Origin of the sequence: Flavimarina sp. Hel_I_48 (genome assembly GCF_000733945.1) — a bacterium.
In the GTDB taxonomy this organism is placed as follows: Bacteria; Bacteroidota; Bacteroidia; order Flavobacteriales; family Flavobacteriaceae; genus Leeuwenhoekiella.
The window spans coordinates 79,659-96,783 of the sequence record NZ_JPOL01000003.1; the positions used below are offsets into that span (position 1 = coordinate 79,659).

Genomic DNA, 17,125 nt, shown 5'->3' on the forward strand with positions numbered 1-17,125 from the left:
TTAAAATTTCGTGAATTCGTAAACTAAAAATTAAATTCAACCTACGGATTTAAAGCAATTGAAAATTGCAATAACTTAAGTATGCATTGAGAAGCATCAATATAAAGGAAGGGGCAGAGGCTTTAATACCATCGTTGATTTTCAATCGTGTTAAAAACCCTAAAAACATCAACAATGCCAAACCCAGCGCTGCAATAGCCCCTATCATTGAAATCTTGACACCTATCGCCAGCCCAAGCGCTCCCAGGATTTGTAAAATACCTGTAAACACGCGCCACTTTTCCAGACCAAAGCGTATAAATTCCTGTTGCATACGATCACTAAAGATACAGCTAAAACCATATCCTAAAAAGGAAGCAGCCACAACGAGCATAGTTATATGGAGAAAGCTCATTTAAAGTACTTCTGAATAAACCCCAGCCACGTATAAAGAAAGGACTAAAAGTGCCAGAGAAGGTAAATATTTTACAAAAGGATTTCTTACTTTAATATGTGCAACCTGTGCGCAAAGCATCAAAAATGCCATTGCCAGTGTTGGCCAGACTACAGGCGAGTCATACCATATGCCTGCAACCAGTAATGTGGAAATCGCAATCTTTGCGGCCCCTACCATATTGCGTACAATGTCAGGTAAACCATACTGCTTAAATTCCTTTACAATATTGTCAAACCGAAATACCCAAACAATAATAATGGAAACTGCTATAATTAAAATAGCAAGTGTAGATAATGTTGTCATAGTTTTTTTTGTTTAAATTTAGGTAAAAAAAGTTAGACAAAACTATATTTAGATAAAGCTCATTTCAACGAAGTACAGACAGCATAAAAACTACTACGCCCAATTTTTTTTTTGCGCTATTAACCTGTTCCAGTTCACAGGCGATCCGATAACATTTAGCTATTTTTACAAGAAAATTATGGAAGGGAACGAAAAGAGTACCGTGCATATCATAGGCGCGGGAATCAGCGGTCTTATCGCTGCGCTGGTACTGGAAGAGCAGGGCTACGCTCCGGTTATATACGAAAGTACCAGCCAAGAAGGGGGACGTCTTAAAACGGAAATGCATAATAACTATCAGTTGGATCACGGTTTCCAGATTTTACTGGGCGCTTATCCTAAAGCAAAGCAATATCTGGAGTACGACGCATTGGATTTACAGGAAATTCTGCCAGGAGCGGTAGTGTTTTTTAGTGATAAAAAAAGCACTATAGGCGATCCTTTACGTCAGCTGTCATTTTTAGTGCCCACGCTCACATCTTCACTGGCGAACTTAAGGGATAAAGCGAAGATGATTCAACTTTATATGAAACTGAAAAATACTTCTTTAAACGCTATTTTTGAAGAGAAGGAACAGACTTCATTAGAATTTTTGAAAGATTTTGGGTTTTCAGAACGTGTAATCCATCGTTTCTTCAGACCCTTTTTCAGCGGAATTTTTTTAGAGCCTAACCTGGCCACATCAAGCCGTATGTTTCAATTTGTTTTTAAGCTCTTTGGGGAAGGTAGCGCGTATATCCCTAAAAGGGGAATTTCGGCAATACCGAAACAATTGAAGGCAAAGTTGAAAAAAACAAAATTTCATTTCAACACCCCTGTAGAACGTGTTGAAGAAGGCACTATTTTCTTAGAAAATGGTACTGTTATTCCCAGTGAAAATACCATTATTGCCACAACCGCAAGTAATCTTGTGACTAATCTTAAAAATCAGGAAATTCCCTGGAAATCTTGTATAAATCTCTATTTTGAAGTTGATAAGAGAAAAATTCAAAAGGCCATAATTGGTTTAGTTGCAGATACAGAATCCCTGATAAATAATATTTTCTATCATACTTCGGTAAAAACCGAAGCGCAGGGTGCGCGTGAATTATTGTCGGTCACTGTGGTAAAACCGACTAATTTGACCGAAAAACAGTTGGTAGAACGTATACTTGCAGACTTGGAGAAGTATTGTAAGATCACGGGAGCCACGTTTTTGAAACAATTCACCATTAAAAAAGCACTGCCGGATATTTCACAATTGCAGTATGAAATGTCACCCACGGAAACACAACTTACAAATGGTATATTTCTAGCAGGCGATCAATTGCTCAATCCCTCATTAAACGCAGCGATGATTGCGGGCGAACGGGCCGCAATGGCAGTACTGAAAAAAATACAGGGTGGAACGATCCTGGGCTAATTTTAAAAACCAAACCTTTTATGGAAGCACAACCCAATAATCCCCTACACGGCGTAAAACTTGCTGAAATCCTCGATTTTCTAGTAGACAAACACGGCTGGACCGCCCTGGGAGACCGTATCAATATTAGATGTTTTACCCATGATCCATCGATAAAATCCAGCCTAAAATTCCTTCGGAAAACGCCGTGGGCCCGTCTCAAAGTAGAGGAATTATACCTAAAATCGGTTAAAAAATAGCCTTTAAGACCCGTTTTTCACTATAATCAGCCAATTTTATGAGTACACTGGTACAAATTTCCATTCTTCCGCAGGAAGTAGAAGATCGCGCGTTACTGCTTAAAAAAGCACTTTCTAAAGGGCGCCTAAAGGAAGCAAATATTAGGGAATGGCGTATCAGAAAACGTTCTATTGACGCAAGGCAAAATCCCGTAAAACTTCAGGTGCAAATTGAACTATGGCAAAAAGATGAGGAACGTGGCAAACTTCCACCTTTTCAACCAGAACCAATTCGTAGTCAAAACGAAATAATCATCATAGGTGCCGGTCCCGCCGGGATTTATGCAGCCCTGCGCGCACTGGAAGCCGGTATAAAACCTATCCTTTTTGAACGTGGTAAAGATGTACGCGAACGCCGTCGTGACCTGGCCATTATCAACAAAGAACAAACCGTCAATCCAGAATCCAATTATTGCTTTGGTGAAGGAGGAGCGGGTACGTATTCTGATGGGAAATTATACACCCGTTCTAAAAAACGCGGCAACGTACTTAAAGCGCTGGAATGGTTTGTGCATTTTGGCGCAGATCCAGATATACTGGTAGATGCCCATCCCCACATAGGCACAAACAAATTACCGAAGATCATTACTGCGATGCGCGAAACGATCTTAAATGAAGGTGGCGAGGTGCATTTTAATTCGAAATTGACAGATATAAGGCTAGCTAATAAAGCGGTCAATGCCATAGAGATTAATGCCGAAAAATGGTACGATGCAGAAAATATCATTCTCGCCACGGGACATTCCGCCCGCGATATTTTTTATCTACTTCATGAAAAAAACATAAAGATCGAGGCAAAAGCTTTCGCGCTGGGCGTGCGTGCCGAGCATCAACAAGCGCTTATCAATAAAATACAATATCACGGCGATCAAGACAATCCATACCTGCCGCCTGCGGCATACAGTCTGGTTGAGCAGGTAGATGGTCTGGGTGTTTATTCCTTTTGTATGTGTCCCGGGGGTATAATCGCTCCGTGCGCTACAGAACAGGAAGAAGTGGTGACCAATGGATGGAGTCCCAGCAAGCGCAATAACCCTTATGCAAACAGCGGTGTTGTAGTAAGTATAGAACCGAAAGATTTGCCGAATTTTGACCCTGAAAACCCATTTATTACGCTTGATTTCCAGAAAATGGTGGAACGCAGATGTTGGGAAGCTGCCGGTAAAACCCAGCAAGTACCCGCCCAGCGCATGATAGATTTTGTGGAAGGAAGAATATCGAGGGATTTACCTAAAACCTCTTACCAACCCGGAATTGTTTCTGTAGATCTTAATGATGTACTTCCGCCTATGATTGCTCGCCGATTGCGAAAAGCCTTCGTCCTTTTCGGGAAAAAGATGAAAGGATATTTGACTAACGATGCTATTTTGCATGCGCCGGAAAGCAGGACTTCGTCTCCGGTTTCTATTCCACGTGATATGAAAACCCTGGAACATATCGAAATCAGCGGACTTTATCCTTGCGGGGAAGGAGCAGGTTATGCAGGCGGGATTATGTCTGCCGCCATTGATGGAATCAACTGTGTAGATGCAATTGTAGAAAAGTTAAAGGCGGAAAGTTAAACTCCTATAGGGTTCTTTTAAAAATCCATCTAATGAATACCTCTGTTTCATTATTTGACTAAAGAATTATTTTGTCGCTGCTTAGAATGGTGTGTGAGGTATTTTATCATATTAAAATATCACAATTTGTTCCTCTATAGTGGAGAATAGGCTATTTTTAATAGCTATTCAATAAATATGATATGAAAAACTATAAAACCATCAAAAAAGATAAAAAAACAGCATTTATGGTACTTATTTGTTCATTATTAATTTCATCTGCTCACACCCAGGAAAAAATAGAACTTTGGGAAGGTGGAATTCCGGGAGAAATAAAAAGTGCTACCTATACAGAAAAGCAGGAGATGGAAGGCGAACAACTCGTAGGTGTCAGTCAAGTTACGGTCCCAGAAATGACCCTTTTTAAACCCAGTAAACCCAACGGTACGGCTGTAGTAATTTGTCCAGGAGGCGGTTATGGCTTTTTAGCTATTAATAAAGAAGGCTTTAAAATTGCACAATGGTTTAATGAAAGGGGAATCACAGCTTTTGTACTAAAATATCGACTTCCCAGCGAAGAGATAATGGAAGACAAGTCAATAGGCCCACTTCAAGATGCACAGCAAGCGATACGCTTGGTTCGTACAAACGCTAAAAAATATGGTATTGATGAGAATAAAGTAGGTATTATGGGATTTTCTGCAGGAGGGCATTTGGCAAGTACGTTGAGCACGCATTACAATAAAAAGGTCTATGAAAATTCAAGTGAAAGCAGTGCGAAGCCAGATTTTTCCATACTTATTTATCCGGTTATTAGTATGTTAGATGACATAACACATAAAGGTTCGCGTGAAAATCTCCTGGGCAAATCCCCTACTATGGAACTCATGGAAAACTATTCAAATGAAAAACAAATAGACAGTGCTACTCCCAAAACATTTTTGATACATGCGGCAGACGATGGCGCCGTGCCCGTAGAGAACAGCCTTACATATTTTACCGCTCTGAATACCTATAAAGTACCCGCAGAAATGCATATTTATGAAAATGGTGGTCATGGTTTTGGCCTAGGTACTGGAGCTACTCATAATGCATGGCCAAATGCGTTAAATTTATGGCTTCAAACGCATAAATTGTTACCTCTAAAATAGCGGAAAGGAATATTGATGAAAAGGATTTTAATTGTTGATGATGATCATATTATTTGCGAAATGCTCGAATACTTTTTTGAGCACAAGGGATACAAGGTTCATATCATTGAAAAATTTGAAAATAGTTTTAAAAATCTTAAACTTCCGGAGGTGGATCTTATTTTGCTCGATAAGCGTCTGGGGAATTTAGATGGCACACTTTTGTGTGAAAAAATCAAATCTAGTTATGTTACTTCAAAAATTCCAGTAATTATGATGTCTGCTCTAGAAAGTGCGAAAAAGGGATGCCTACTCTCCGGTGCAGATGATTTTTTAGAAAAACCTTTTGAAATCCAAAATATGCTTTTTAAAGTAGAACATTTTCTATATTAATTTATCAGGTTCAATATCTGCCATATCATTTATGTGTGGTTGTTTTATTTATAATTTTTCCAACATTAGGGCATATAATCAACAAAGTTGAATGTTAAATTTTGATAATTTAATATTATTTGCATTGTCATACTAAAAGGTTTTAGTAGTTTCGGTTAATCTAAATATATAACCTATGACAAATTTGTACTACTCTGAATTTGCCTATGTCTTTCAGCGGAAAAGACGTAAGCACGGAAAAATTGAAAAAGTAAGAGCACTAAGTTTATTGCTCTTCATCACATTTACTTTTGCTATGCCTTTTATGGGTCATAGTACATTGCAAAGTCAAACAACCGTTACCGGTACTGTTACAGATCCAACCGGGATGGCTTTGCCAGGTGTGAGCGTACAGGAGAAGGGAACAAATAATGGCGTTGTAACAGATTTTGACGGTAATTATTCAATCGATGTAATTGAAACTGGAGCGAGCCTGGTTTTTTCTTATGTGGGTATGGTCAACCAGGAAAAAACGGCCAGTTCAAGTGGATCACTTGATGTCCAAATGGAAGGAGATACCGAAGCTCTTGAAGAGGTTGTTGTGGTAGGGTATGGTACGCAGCGTAAATCTGATGTAACAGGATCCGTTTCCAGCGTTCAGGGAGAAGATTTGCTGCAAAGACCTGTTACTAACGCTTTGCAGGGTTTACAAGGTAAAGTTGCGGGTGCAAACGTGTACCTTAATTCCGGTAGTCCTACTGCGGCGCCCAGGGTGATCATTCGCGGTTTGGGAACGATCAATTCAAGCTCTTCTCCGCTTTATGTAGTGGATGGTGTAGTAATGCAGGATATCCAATTTTTAAATCCTAACAACATAGAAAGTATGGAAGTACTAAAAGATGCATCTTCTACTGCTATTTATGGTGCCCGTGGTGCAAATGGGGTAATCCTGGTAACTACAAAGAGAGGGGCCAAGACTGAGGGTGTTTATGTGTCTTATGACAGTTACATGAGTATAGGTAGCCTACGTAAAAAGATGGATCTCCTAAATGCCGAAGAATGGCTGGAAGTTGTGGAAACCGGTTTTGCGAATGCGACAAAATATAACCCCAATGAGCCGGCTCCTGTATTCACTAAATCTGACCCCAATATCTTTGACAGCAACGGAAATCCTTTATATGATACTGACTGGCAAGAAGAAGCCACACGTACCGCCATATCTCATAACCATCAACTTGCTGTTCGGTCTAATAATGGAAAATCTTCTGTAGGTGCCTTCCTAAACTTTTCGGACACTGAAGGAATTATGTTGAACAATGATCTGGAGCGATGGAACGGTAAAATAACGTACGATTCAGAAATAAAGGACTGGTTGTCCTTTGGTGCCAACTTACTTGTCAACTATACAAAAGAAAATGGCTACGAAGAAGGCGGCGGTGGCCAGGTACCTCGTCGTACCATGATCGAGATGCCTCCTATTTTCCCGGTTCGTTTTCCTGACGGAACCTATTCTAACAGTAGGATGATTACAGATCCTTATAACATTGAATCCATGGCAAACCCTGTTCATGTGATGGAAACGCAAGTGCGTAATAACCTGCGGAATCAGGTTTTTGGAAATGTATATTTTCAGTTCAATATAGCGGATGGCCTGGACTTTAAAACACAATTTGGTGTTGATAAGCAGGACAGGACTTTCAGGTATTTTTCACCTAATGATCTCTTAAATACGTCGGCGCCACTTGGTTCCGCTAGTGTTTCAGAAGAAAAATATACCTACTGGCAACAAGAAAACTTTCTTTCCTATAACAAATCGTTCGGTGACTCCCGTGTAAATGGAGTTCTTGGTGCTAGTTGGCAAGAGCGTGATTTCTTTGCATTTAGCGCTAGATCTGAAGGTTTTCCGGATAATTCACTGTCCTTTTATCGTTTACAGTCTGGTAGTGTTTTTGGCGAGCCTCGCTCAGAATATAATTCTTGGTCCATCAACTCCTATTTTGCGAGAGCTGGCTATACTTACAAGGACAGATATTTGGTAACCTTGACTGGTAGGGCTGATGGTTCGTCCCGTTTTGGAGCCAATAATAAATACGGTTTCTTTCCATCGATTGGTTTGGGCTGGGTGATTTCTGAAGAAGGCTTTCTTTCGGAATCCAATTTCATTGATCGTTTAAAATTAAGGACAAGCTATGGTATCACCGGTAATACGGAAATTGATCCTTACTCTACGCTTGCAACCATATCTTCTGGAACTGCATTGGTCAATGGCCAGCGTGTAAATGATAGCTTTGTTAGCCGTATCCCTAATCCGGATGTAGGCTGGGAAACCACAACTCAGTTTGACGTGGGTATGGAAATTTCCACACGATCCAATCCACGTATTAGTTTAGAAATGGACTATTATTATAAACTTACGGAAGATTTGCTTTTAGACAGGCCTATTCCAAGATCTACCGGTTTCTCTACAATCAGGGATAACATAGGTTCCATATCTAACAAAGGGGTTGAATTTGCTTTAGGTTCTACATACTCAACAGAAACATTTTACTGGGAGTCAAAAATCAACTTGAACTTCAATCAAAACAGAATCGAAGAATTAGGTGCTAACAATGAAGATATCTTTCCTGGGCCAAATTTTGTATCGGGCAGTAATACGATCCTTCGTGTAGGGGAGCCCGTTGCTTCTTTCTGGGGTCTGGAGCGTTTAGGTACCTGGGGAACTGATGAAGTTGAGGAAGCTGCCGCAGTGGGTGCTATACCTGGGGAGGCAAAACGCTCTACCGAAAGAACGATCATCGGTAATGGCCTTCCTAAATGGACCGGTAGTTTTATCAACAATTTCAGATTGGGGAATTTTGATTTTGCCGTAGACCTGCAATTCGTTTACGATGTTGACATCCTCCAGCAGGCAACCCACTCCATTGAAGATAGAACGGGTATCGCAAACGGTTTAAGGACTATCCTTACACAAGGATGGACTCCAAACAATCAAGACACTCAAGTACAGCAAATCAGAAATCAGGGTCTCTCTGGGCAGAACAGTCAGGTAGACAGCCATTGGGTTGCTGACGGTTCTTATTTAAGAGGAAACCTATTTACGTTAGGATATACATTTCCAAATGAATTTGTTACTTCTTTAGGTGTACAGAGCTTGAGGATCTATACAAGTGTTGACAATGCTTTTGTGGTACAGTCTGACGATTTTCAGGGTTTTGATCCAGAAGGATCTTCGAATGATAGCCAATTCGGCCAGAATATTTTCTTTTTTCAATATCCAAGACCAAGAACGTTTACCCTTGGTTTCAACTTTAAATTTTAATAGCTATGAACTATAAAAATATAATACCTTTTTTCATCCTAATGGCGTTTACGGTATCCTGTTCAGAATTTCTGGAGGAGGAACCCAGGGACTCCTTAGGTGTAGATCAATATTTTACAGAACCCGGCCAGGCAGAAAGTGCCGTAAACTATTTATATCAAAATGGTGTGCCTCAAATGTACCTGAGCGGTGGTGTCTTTAATGGTACACAAGTTATGTACCTTCAATACCTTTCGGGCTTCTTTAGCAACGAGTTTAATGGTCAGGAAAGACAGGTCAATCTGGCACAGCAGTTATTGATCACTCCTAACAATGTTGATGATGACCTTAATAGGATGTGGGCTGATCTTTACAGAGGGATTGCCGGAGCGAACATAGCGATAGCTAATATTCCAGATACTCCTGGTTTAACAGATGTAGAACGGGTTAGCCTAACTGCACAGGCTAAATTTTTTAGAGGATTCGCCTATTTTTATTTGGTACGCATATTTGGTGATGTACCTCTTATATTAAATCCTATTGAAAATATAAATGAGATTTATCCACCTCGCGATCCAATTGCTTCAATTTACGATCAAATTCTTTTGGACCTGACCGATGCTGCGGCTACTGGTAAACTACCTAATGGAAATATGGTAAACAACAATTACCGTATTACGAGGGAGACCGTTCAAATGGTTCTCGCTGATGTATATTTGACCATGAGTGGTTTTCCTCTACAGGAAAATAATTATGCAAATGCGGCTGCTGCAGCACGTGCGGTGGTAAATAGTGGTGCATTTACACTAACGCCTCATGAACGTGATGATAATGGGGATGTGGTACTCGAAAATAGTGCTTATAACCTAATCAGAAAGGAACTGGCAGTAGGTAATGAATATGTGTATCAGGTTGAATATGAGGCGGGAATTAGGACTTCACCTTTTCCACAGTGGTCTTTTCCAGCTTCCACCAGTGGTAGTGTAGGATCTGCTTATGGTAATATTCAAAATGCATACGGTCCCCGAGCAGAATTGTATGGTCAATATGACCAGGACCTTGACCTTAGGGTACAGGAAAAACAATATTTTCACACGTCCTATGTCACAGATGATGGGGAAGAACTCAATTTTCCTGTTACGCCTTATATTTGGCTAGATGAAGAAGCATTTTTTACCACGGCGCAATCTTCAAAGAACACCAGGGTATATAGTTATTCTGAAGCGCTGCTTGTAGCTGCTGAGGCAGTTGCACTTTCTGAAGGTGTAAACGCAGAAGCCGTTAATTATTTGACTCAAGTGCGCGCAAGGGCTTACTGGAACACAGATCCTGAAACGATAAGGGCACAACTTTCTGGATTATCAGTGAATGATTTTGTAGAAGAAGTCTGGACAGAACGTAACCGGGAATTGATTTTTGATATGAAACTTTGGTTTGATATGGTACGCACGCGTAAAATATCAAATGGAGTAAATGGCAATACTTCCTTTAAGAATATCGTGGGAAGTCAAAATACTTTCGGTAAAACTTTTGAAGAAAAGAACTTATTGTTGCCTATCGCCCAATCTGAGATTCAACGTAATCCACAATTGACTCAAAACCCAGGGTATTAGACCAATAATTCCAATCTATTTTATCACATAGATCTGTAATTAAAATCAAGAATCATGGGCATAAAGCGCCCATTAAAAAGGTCTTTTCATTATCCTGAAAAGACCTTTTTTAATTTAAGAAAGACTCTTCTGCATTTGGCAACTTTTAATTTGGAAGAGATCGATAAAAAAATAATATCTCAATAGCATGCAAAGAAGAAAATTTATACAAAATACCGCACTCGCAAGCGGATTGACATTTGTCAACCCTTCACATTTAATGGCAAATCCATTTACTAAAGATTTTCCCGTGGTACGTACTGCGAAAGGAAAACGCAATTTTGAAAGCCCAGCGATAGAAAACGCGATCAAAACCTTTCAGAAAAATGTAAAAGATGAAGAACTGGGCTGGTTGTTCAATAACTGTTTCCCAAATACCTTAGATACGACCGTAACCTACAACACCGAAAACGGCAAACCTGATACTTATGTAATCACCGGTGATATTGACGCCATGTGGCTGCGTGACAGTTCGGCCCAGGTATGGCCTTACATGCAGTTTACCGGCGAACATAAAGAACTCAAAAACCTTATTGCCGGGGTGATCAACCGGCAAACGCAGTACATTCTTAAGGATCCGTATGCCAATGCATTTTACAACGATCCCAATAAAGAAGGGGAGTGGATGAGCGATTTTACAGATATGCAACCCGGCGTTCACGAACGTAAATACGAGATTGATTCCCTTTGCTATCCCATTCGGCTTGCTTATAATTACTGGAAAAACACGGGCGATACGGCTCCGTTTGATAAAAACTGGCAACAGGCCATAAAAAACACGCTGAAAACTTTTAAAGAACAGCAGCAAAAAGAAGATCGCGGTCCATATTCTTTTCAGCGGCAAACGGCGAATGCAACTGATACCCGACCGCTAAAAGGTTATGGCTATCCGGTAAATCCGGTTGGTTTGATTGCCTCAGCTTTCCGTCCCAGTGATGATGCCACTGTTTTTTCATTTTTGATTCCGTCCAACTTTTTTGCGGTGGTCAGCCTCAACCAGGCGGCAGAGATGATGCTGGAAATCGCTAAGGATGCCGATACTGCGACAGCATTAAAAGCACTGAGTGATGAAGTAAAAGAAGCGCTGGCCAATTATGCGGTTGTTGATCAGGAAAAATACGGCAAAATATACGCTTTTGAGGTAGATGGTTTTGGCGGAAAATTACTTATGGACGATTCTAATGTTCCCAGTCTTTTATCCCTTCCCTACCTGGACGCGGTGGATGCAAATGATGAAATCTATAAGAACACGCGTAATTTTGTACTTTCAGAAGATAATCCTTTTTTCTTTAAAGGTACCGCGGCAGAAGGCATTGGCGGGCCGCACGTGGGTATGGACTATATTTGGCCCATGTCTATCACCATGCGCGGACTTACCAGCAATGATCCTTCAGAAATCAAAGAATGCATTAAAATGCTGAAAAATACGCACGCTGGGACCGGCTTTATGCACGAAGGCTTCCATAAAGATGATCCATCAGACTTTACCCGTAAATGGTTTGCATGGTCCAATACATTATTCGGTGAATTATTATGGAAAACCTATACCGAAAATCCCGAAGCACTTTCTTAAAGTAAAAAGCTCCCCTCCTTATAAAGGAGGGGAAAATTTCGACACTGTCGGAATAAGGGGTGGTTTTTGCCTTCTTTCAGTTTGCTCAATTTCAGTATTATGAAAAATAATTCAATATTCTTTTTATTCAGTGTGCTCGCACTCTTTTCCTGTGAGAATAAAATCCAGGAATCACAAAAGGAAAACGAAAATACGTTTGTAAGGTCTCCGGTAGATTATGTGAATCCATTAATCGGCACAGCACCGCTCACAGATCCTAAATTTATAGGCTACACACCGCCAGAAGGCTGGCGTGTGTGGGCAGGATTGACCTATCCGGGTTCCACGTTGCCAAACGCGATGGTACAGCTTAGCCCCATTACCGAATACCATACGGGTGCGGGTTATGAATATGAAGACGATACGATTTTAGGCTTTACGCACACCAATAAAGGCCACTGGAATCTCTGTAATATTCCTGTTTTACCCGTTTCCGGCGAAGCCGAAGCCCCATTCAAATCGGTTTTTTCTCATGATACCGAAAAAGCTTCCCCGGCGTATTATGAGGTAGTTTTGGAAGATTATGGTGTAAAAGCCCGACTCACTTCTACGCTGCGTGCCGGCGTACATGAATATACTTTTGAAAGTAATAAAGAAAGGAAGATTTTATTTGATCTGGCCAAAGCCAATAATCGCGTCAACCATTGGGAACTTACCCAGGAAGGGGACAGCGCGGTCGCTGGTTTTCAGGATATGGGCCGCGAAAAGATCTATTTTTATGCTGAAATCAACCAGAAAATAGCTCAAATCGACCAGAAAACGGGTGAAAATGGGCATGCTTTGGTAAAAATAACTGACAGCGAGAATGATCCTATTGTGCTTAAAATTGGGCTTTCTTATGTGAATGTTGAGAATGCCAAGGCCAATCTTAAAGCTGAAGTCGGTAATAAATCTTTTGATGAAGTACACGAAGCAGGAGTAGCAGAATGGGAAGAAATTTTGAATAAAATTAAGGTCAAAGGTGGTTCTGAAAAGCAGAAAGAACTGTTTTACAGTTCGCTTTACCGTTTCATGCAATGGCCGGCACTGCGCAGCGATACCAACGGTGATTTTACAGATGAAGCAGGGAAAGTGCAGAATAAAAACTTTAAGTACTATACAAATCCATCCCTGTGGGACACCTATCGAAATAAGCTTGTACTGTTAGCAATGTTGCGCCCCGAAGTGACTGCAGATGTGATTCAGTCGCTCATAGATAAAGGCGAGATAACCGGTTTTATCCCTACTTTTTTTCACGGTGATCATGCCGCACCATTTATCGCCGGTTCCTATCTTATGGGCATTGACGGTTTTGACGTTGACAAAGCGTACGAATTGTTGCTCAACAACGCGTATAAAGAAGGTGGAACCCGGCCGCATATCAAAGAATACATAGAAAAGGGATACATTTCTACCCCGGAAATCAAAAATCCAAACACCGAATCGAAGGCTAAAGCCGGAGTTTCCAAAACGCTGGAATTTGCCTACGACGACTATAGCCTTGCGCTTTTGGCTGAAAAAATGAAGGATTCGGTGCATTACAACGACCTGAAGCAACGGTCTCAAAACTATAAAAATGTCTTTGATAAAAAGTCGCATTTCATGCGCGGCCGCATGGCCAATGGGGAATTTGTAAACCTGTTTGATGCCGAATACCCGTATTACGAATACATGTACCGCGAGGCGAATGCCTGGCAACTTTCGTTTTACGTACCGCACGATATGCCCGGTCTTGTCCAACTTTATGGCGGCAATGAAAAGTTTGAGGAAAAACTGGATTCGCTCTTTACTTATCCCTGGAATCCCGAGCATATCGCACGAAATATTTCCAGTTTTATAGGTCAGTATGCCCACGGAAACCAGCCAGATCACGAGGCTCCGTTTTCCTATTATTTCATCGATAAACCCGAAAAATCACAAAAAATAATTGACACGATTTTGAATCACTATTACGGCGTAGGAGAAGACGGACTCGCACTTCCCGGTATGGATGATGCCGGGGAAATGTCAGCCTGGTATGTTTTTGCCGCTGCAGGGATTTATCCGCTTTCTCCTGCAGACAATAAATTGTTGGTTACCATTCCGGTTTTTGATGAGTCTAAATGGAATTTGAATGGCAACGAGGTGATGATAACTAAAAAGGGAAATACCCGTCAACTAGATTCCATTAAGATAAACGGAAAATCGCTGGAGGGTTATTTTATTTCACAGGAACTGTTTAAAACCGGTGGGACTTTAGATATCTCTACGAAGGAGTTATCAGGAAATTAATTTGAAAGACGTAAAAATTTGTATCACATGAAAAATATAGTGTTCTGTATATGTATACTTCTAAATACCACATTGGTTTTTAGTCAAAACACAACCTATAAACTGGCCGAAAACCTCTTTTATTACCCCGAAAACAGCCAAAAACCGACCGATTATCAGCGAAAAATGGCGGTTTTAGATGTGTATTATCCGGAAACTGAAGAGCAAGTTCCGGTGATTATCTGGTTTCATGGCGGTGGCCTTACCGGTGGGGACAAAGAAATTCCGGAAGCTTTAAAAAAGCAGAACTACGTGATCGTGGGTGTGCAGTACCGGCTCGCGCCAAAAGTAAAGGCCGAAGTTGCCGTTGCCGATGCCACCGCTGCCGTGGCCTGGGTTTTTAAAAACATAAAAAAATACAACGGCGATCCCGATAAAATTTTTGTTTCCGGGCACTCGGCGGGTGGATATCTTGCATTGATGACGGTGATGGACAAAAACCGATTAAAAGAATACGATATTGAAGCGAATCAAGTGGCGGGTTTGGCGCCTTTCAGCGGACATACGATCACGCATTTTACCATGCGCGAGGAGCGAGGCATTCCCGGTGAACAACCCATTGTAGACGAGTGGGCGCCGCTGTATTATGTGCGAGGCGATGCGCCGCCTACTTTATTGATTACCGGTGACCGCGAGATGGAAATGCTGGGCCGCTATGAAGAGAATGCTTATTTCTACCGTATGATGAAAGTCGCCGGGCAGGAAGATATCACGCAATTTGAGATGCAGGGGTATGGCCATAATATGACCCATCCCGCATTTCCGCTTTTATTAAATTTTGTCAAGGAAAAAACAACGAAAAACTAAGTCAACCATGTTTCAAAAATCCCTTCTGCTTGCTTTTTGCCTGTTGTTCGGTTTAGCCGCATTTTCGCAAACCAAGACCGAAATCGCATCTCCAAATGGCAAAATTAAAATTGAAATTATACTGAATGATCAGATCAATTATTCGGTTTTTTATGATGAAATCAAGCTTTTAGAACAGGAAAACCTGACAATAACAGTTAAAAATCAGGATATTTTAGGTGAAAATCCGAAGCTTAAAAGTCAAAAACGGACGGAAGTTAATGAAGAACTGACGCCGGTGGTTCCTTTGAAATTCAGTACGGTTTCAAATCATTACAAGGCGTTAATCCTTAACTTTAATGGAAAATATTCCGCTGAGTTTCGGGTTTTTGATGATGGCTACGCCTACCGTTTTATCACAGATCTGAAAGGAGATGTAGAAATTATGGATGAAAATATCGATTTAAACTTTCCCGATAATTACACGGCAACCCTTCAACAAACAGAATCTTTCAAAAGTTCGTATGAACAGCCGTACACGCATTTGCAAACCGAAAATTTTAGTTCAGAAACCACAATGTCCAGCCTGCCAGTGCTTTTAAGTTCACCTGATGGAACAAAAATTTTATTTTCAGAATCAGACGTACTCGATTATCCCGCATTGTTCTTAAAAGCGAATGAAGAAAATAGAATGTACGGTGTTTTCCCCAAAGTGCCCTTAACCTTTGAAGACGATGGCGACCGTAGTGTAACTTTTACAAAAACCGCCGAATATATCGCAAAAACTACTGGAAAACGCGGATTTCCGTGGCGTTATTTTGTTATTTCCAATGACGACAAGGAATTGCTTACCAATACCATGACGTTTAAACTAGCTCCCGAAAATGTGTTGAAAAATACAGACTGGATCAAACCGGGAAAGGTAAGTTGGGAATGGTGGAACGGCGCCTCGCCCTATCACGTAGATTTTAAAGCGGGTTATAATGAAGAGACCTATAAGTATTTTATTGATTTTGCTTCAGAATTCGGTATTCCGTACATCATCATGGATGAAGGCTGGGCAAAAACCACTACAAATCCCTACACGCCCAATCCAGATATTGATCTTTTTGAACTCATACGTTACGGAAAGGAAAAAAACGTAAAAATCGTGTTGTGGCTTACCTGGCTTACCGTAGAGCACAATTTCGACCTGTTCAAAACCTTCAACGAATGGGGAATTGCTGGTGTGAAAATCGATTTTATGGATCGCAGCGACCAGTGGATGGTGAATTTTTATGAACGCGTGGCTAAAGAAGCTGCTAAAAATGAAATGTTTGTTGATTTTCATGGGGCTTTCAAACCTGCCGGACTGGAACGAAAATATCCGAATGTGCTTTCTTACGAAGGCGTTCTGGGCCTCGAACAAATGGAACGAGCTACTCCTGAAAATAGTTTGTATCTTCCCTTTATACGCAATGCCGTGGGCCCTATGGATTTCACCCCGGGCGCCATGATCAACATGCAACCGGAAATTTATTACAGCAGAAGGCCCAATTCTGCCGGGATGGGAACGCGAGCGTATCAGATGGCGTTGTTTGTCGTTTTTGAAAGCGGTCTGCAGATGCTTGCAGACAACCCAACAAATTATTTAAGAGAACGGGAATGTACCGAGTTTATCACCAGCGTTCCCACAACCTGGGACGAGACCATTCCGCTGGAGGGAAAAGTAGGTGAATATGCCCTGATTGCCAAACGAAAAGGGGATGTTTGGTTTATAGGTGGGATTACTAATGGAGAAAAAAAAGAGCGTACGTTTACTGTTCCACTTAATTTCTTAAAGCAAGGCCAAAACTATGAAATGACTTCCTTTGTAGATGGGATAAATGCAGGCACGCAGGCACTAGATTATGAAAAAAAATCACAAATTGTGGAAAAAGAAAGTAAAATTGACATAAAAATGGCTAAAAACGGAGGCTTTTCAGCAATTTTAAAATTAAAATAATTG

Annotated in this window: 13 protein-coding genes; 11 read left to right on the forward strand and 2 right to left on the reverse strand. The window is 40.9% G+C overall.

Annotated features, from left to right (window positions below):
- Positions 1 to 49: 49 nt before the first annotated feature.
- On the reverse strand, positions 50 to 394 hold the full coding sequence (locus P162_RS16250) for a DoxX family protein (protein WP_031428895.1): 345 nt from the start codon (positions 392 to 394) through the stop codon (positions 50 to 52).
- Positions 395 to 739 (reverse strand): DoxX family protein, encoded by a 345-nt coding sequence (locus P162_RS16255; protein ID WP_031428896.1) that lies wholly within the window; start codon positions 737 to 739, stop codon positions 395 to 397.
- A gap of 178 nt (positions 740 to 917) precedes the next feature.
- Here P162_RS16255 and P162_RS16260 point away from each other — a divergent pair, with 178 nt between their 5' ends.
- The 11 genes from P162_RS16260 (at position 918) to P162_RS16310 (ending at position 17,122) form a co-directional block, all read left to right on the forward strand.
- Entirely contained in the window at positions 918 to 2,180 is a 1,263-nt protein-coding gene (locus P162_RS16260; RefSeq protein WP_031428897.1) for an NAD(P)/FAD-dependent oxidoreductase, read from the forward strand.
- A gap of 20 nt (positions 2,181 to 2,200) precedes the next feature.
- Positions 2,201 to 2,419, forward strand: a complete 219-nt coding sequence (locus tag P162_RS16265; protein WP_031428898.1) for a VF530 family DNA-binding protein — start codon at positions 2,201 to 2,203, stop codon at positions 2,417 to 2,419.
- A gap of 38 nt (positions 2,420 to 2,457) precedes the next feature.
- Entirely contained in the window at positions 2,458 to 4,020 is a 1,563-nt protein-coding gene (locus P162_RS16270; protein ID WP_031428899.1) for an NAD(P)/FAD-dependent oxidoreductase, read from the forward strand.
- A gap of 182 nt (positions 4,021 to 4,202) precedes the next feature.
- Entirely contained in the window at positions 4,203 to 5,150 is a 948-nt protein-coding gene (locus tag P162_RS16275; protein ID WP_031428900.1) for an alpha/beta hydrolase, read from the forward strand.
- Positions 5,151 to 5,165: 15 nt separating this feature from the next.
- Complete coding sequence (locus P162_RS16280; RefSeq protein WP_031428901.1) at positions 5,166 to 5,522, forward strand: response regulator; 357 nt, start codon at positions 5,166 to 5,168, stop codon at positions 5,520 to 5,522.
- 175 nt (positions 5,523 to 5,697) lie between these two features.
- Positions 5,698 to 8,820: a SusC/RagA family TonB-linked outer membrane protein gene (locus P162_RS16285; protein WP_051908108.1), complete on the forward strand. Its 3,123-nt coding sequence runs from the start codon at positions 5,698 to 5,700 to the stop codon at positions 8,818 to 8,820.
- A gap of 5 nt (positions 8,821 to 8,825) precedes the next feature.
- The gene (locus P162_RS16290; protein ID WP_031428903.1) at positions 8,826 to 10,412 is read left to right on the forward strand and encodes a RagB/SusD family nutrient uptake outer membrane protein; all 1,587 of its coding nucleotides are present in this window, start codon (positions 8,826 to 8,828) and stop codon (positions 10,410 to 10,412) included.
- A 187-nt stretch (positions 10,413 to 10,599) separates the two neighbouring features.
- On the forward strand, positions 10,600 to 12,024 hold the full coding sequence (locus P162_RS16295; RefSeq protein WP_031428904.1) for a glycoside hydrolase family 125 protein: 1,425 nt from the start codon (positions 10,600 to 10,602) through the stop codon (positions 12,022 to 12,024).
- Positions 12,025 to 12,123: 99 nt separating this feature from the next.
- On the forward strand, positions 12,124 to 14,313 hold the full coding sequence (locus P162_RS16300; protein ID WP_031428905.1) for a GH92 family glycosyl hydrolase: 2,190 nt from the start codon (positions 12,124 to 12,126) through the stop codon (positions 14,311 to 14,313).
- A gap of 27 nt (positions 14,314 to 14,340) precedes the next feature.
- Positions 14,341 to 15,159 carry an alpha/beta hydrolase gene (locus P162_RS16305; RefSeq protein WP_031428906.1) on the forward strand — a complete coding sequence of 273 codons (819 nt, stop codon included), beginning with the start codon at positions 14,341 to 14,343 and terminating at the stop codon, positions 15,157 to 15,159.
- Between the two features lie 7 nt (positions 15,160 to 15,166).
- Positions 15,167 to 17,122, forward strand: coding sequence for a glycoside hydrolase family 97 protein (locus P162_RS16310; RefSeq protein WP_031428907.1), 1,956 nt, complete (start codon positions 15,167 to 15,169; stop codon positions 17,120 to 17,122).
- Positions 17,123 to 17,125: the final 3 nt, after the last annotated feature.

Bases quoted from the DNA above. Each gene is read 5' to 3' on its own strand.
- P162_RS16270 (WP_031428899.1), top strand. From the start codon at position 2,458: ATGAGTACACTGGTACAAATTTCCATTCTTCCGCAGGAAGTAGAAGAT.
- P162_RS16300 (WP_031428905.1), top strand. From the start codon at position 12,124: ATGAAAAATAATTCAATATTCTTTTTATTCAGTGTGCTCGCACTCTTT.
- P162_RS16290 (WP_031428903.1), top strand. From the start codon at position 8,826: ATGAACTATAAAAATATAATACCTTTTTTCATCCTAATGGCGTTTACG.
- P162_RS16295 (WP_031428904.1), top strand. From the start codon at position 10,600: ATGCAAAGAAGAAAATTTATACAAAATACCGCACTCGCAAGCGGATTG.
- P162_RS16260 (WP_031428897.1), top strand. From the start codon at position 918: ATGGAAGGGAACGAAAAGAGTACCGTGCATATCATAGGCGCGGGAATC.
- P162_RS16255 (WP_031428896.1), bottom strand. From the start codon at position 739: ATGACAACATTATCTACACTTGCTATTTTAATTATAGCAGTTTCCATT.
- P162_RS16280 (WP_031428901.1), top strand. From the start codon at position 5,166: ATGAAAAGGATTTTAATTGTTGATGATGATCATATTATTTGCGAAATG.
- P162_RS16265 (WP_031428898.1), top strand. From the start codon at position 2,201: ATGGAAGCACAACCCAATAATCCCCTACACGGCGTAAAACTTGCTGAA.
- P162_RS16310 (WP_031428907.1), top strand. From the start codon at position 15,167: ATGTTTCAAAAATCCCTTCTGCTTGCTTTTTGCCTGTTGTTCGGTTTA.
- P162_RS16275 (WP_031428900.1), top strand. From the start codon at position 4,203: ATGAAAAACTATAAAACCATCAAAAAAGATAAAAAAACAGCATTTATG.
- P162_RS16250 (WP_031428895.1), bottom strand. From the start codon at position 394: ATGAGCTTTCTCCATATAACTATGCTCGTTGTGGCTGCTTCCTTTTTA.
- P162_RS16285 (WP_051908108.1), top strand. From the start codon at position 5,698: ATGACAAATTTGTACTACTCTGAATTTGCCTATGTCTTTCAGCGGAAA.
- P162_RS16305 (WP_031428906.1), top strand. From the start codon at position 14,341: ATGAAAAATATAGTGTTCTGTATATGTATACTTCTAAATACCACATTG.